This is a genomic window from Pseudomonas carassii, assembly GCF_036324045.1.
GTDB lineage: Bacteria > Pseudomonadota > Gammaproteobacteria > Pseudomonadales > Pseudomonadaceae > Aquipseudomonas > Aquipseudomonas peradeniyensis.
This window is the reverse complement of sequence record NZ_JAZDCT010000087.1, coordinates 1-1525: the sequence shown is the minus strand read 5'-3', so window position 1 is coordinate 1525 and position 1525 is coordinate 1. Positions and strand designations below refer to the sequence as shown.

Here is a 1525-nt window from a genome sequence, read left to right as displayed (position 1 = left end):
CCCCGCAGCTTGATCTGCTGGTCGGCACGCCCCAGGTAACGCAGGGTACCATCTGCCTGCCAGCTCACCAGGTCGCCACTGCGATACATCGTGCCGCCGTTGAACGGATCAGGCAGGAAGCGCTCAGCGGTCAGTTCCGGTTGGCCCAGATAACCCAGAGCCACACCGTCACCGGCAATGTACAACTCGCCCACCGCCCCTACCGGCAGCAGTTGCTGGCGGGCATCGAGCACGTAGCAGCGGCTGTTGCCGATCGGCTTGCCAATCGGGATGCTGCCCTCGCCCACCTCGCTGATTTCATAGGTGGTGCTGAAGGTGGTGGCCTCGGTCGGTCCGTAGCCATTGAGCAGGTGTTGCGGCGCGCCATCGCGCAATACCCGGGCAATCACCGCCGGGTCCAGCACGTCGCCACCGACCATCAGGTAGCGCAGTTTGCGCAATGCTGGCAGCAAGTCGTCAGCAAACTGGTGGAACAGGCCGGCGGTCAGCCACAGCACGGTAACACCCTGCTCCAGCAGGACCTCACGCAGGTCCTGACGCGACAGCACCTGATCCTGATCGATCACCACCACCGTGCCGCCGTTGAGCAGCGGTGCCCAGACCTCCAGGGTGCTGGCGTCGAACGCCGGGTTGGAGGCGAAGGCCACGCGGTCCTGGCTATTGAAGTCGGCAAAGCCGTTATTGATCACCAACCGCACGATGGCCCGGTGCGGCACCTGCACGCCCTTCGGCGTACCGGTGGAACCGGAGGTGTACATGATGTACGCCGCGCTGCCGGCTTCCACCGCCAAACCCAGCGGCGTATCCGCGTAACCGCCCAGGTCGAGCCGGTCGAGTTCGACCCGGCGTGCGCCATCCACCTGTGGCTGGTCGCTGTGGGTCAGCACCAACCGCGCTTGGCTGTCCGCCACCATGAACGCCTGACGCTCGGCCGGGGCATTGCCGTCCAGCGGCACGAACACCGCCGCGCATTTGCTTACGGCCAGCTGAGCCGCCAGCAGGTCGAACGAACGTGGCAGTAGCAAGGCCACGCGATCACCGACCTGTACACCCTGCTCCAACAGATACCCGGCCAGCCGGTTGGCCTGCCGCTCGAGCGCCTGGTAGCTCCAGCGCCGCGTACCGTGGGCCACCGCCAGCGCATCCGGGCTGGCCTTGGCCTGCGCCTCGAACAGAGCATGCACAGACAGGTCGCGGGGATAGTTGCGACGGCTAGCGTTGAACTGCAGCAACACGCGTTCGCGTTCCGGATCCGGCAAGGCGTTGATACGGTTCAAGGGTGCCGTCGGCGTGTCCGCCAGCGTATCGGCCAATCGCGCCAGGGCCGTCTGCAACAGCTGACAGACCAGTGCCCCATCCACTTGTGGCACCGCCTGCACGGTCAGAATGAAACCGTCCCCCAGGTCGTCGACGCTGACCACCAGCGGGTAGTTGCTGCGCTCATGGGCGACCAGCAGTTCGATGCCCTGCCAGGCCTGTGCCCGCTCGGCGCCGGTGGCCGCACTGTGGCGGTAGTTCAACAGGT

The 1525-nt window shown here is 65.9% G+C and carries 1 protein-coding gene; it reads right to left on the bottom strand.

All coding sequences use genetic code 11. The features are described from left to right. On the bottom strand, positions 1-1525 hold a 1525-nt coding region (locus tag V0R62_RS26655), incomplete at both ends, for an amino acid adenylation domain-containing protein (RefSeq protein WP_330105827.1).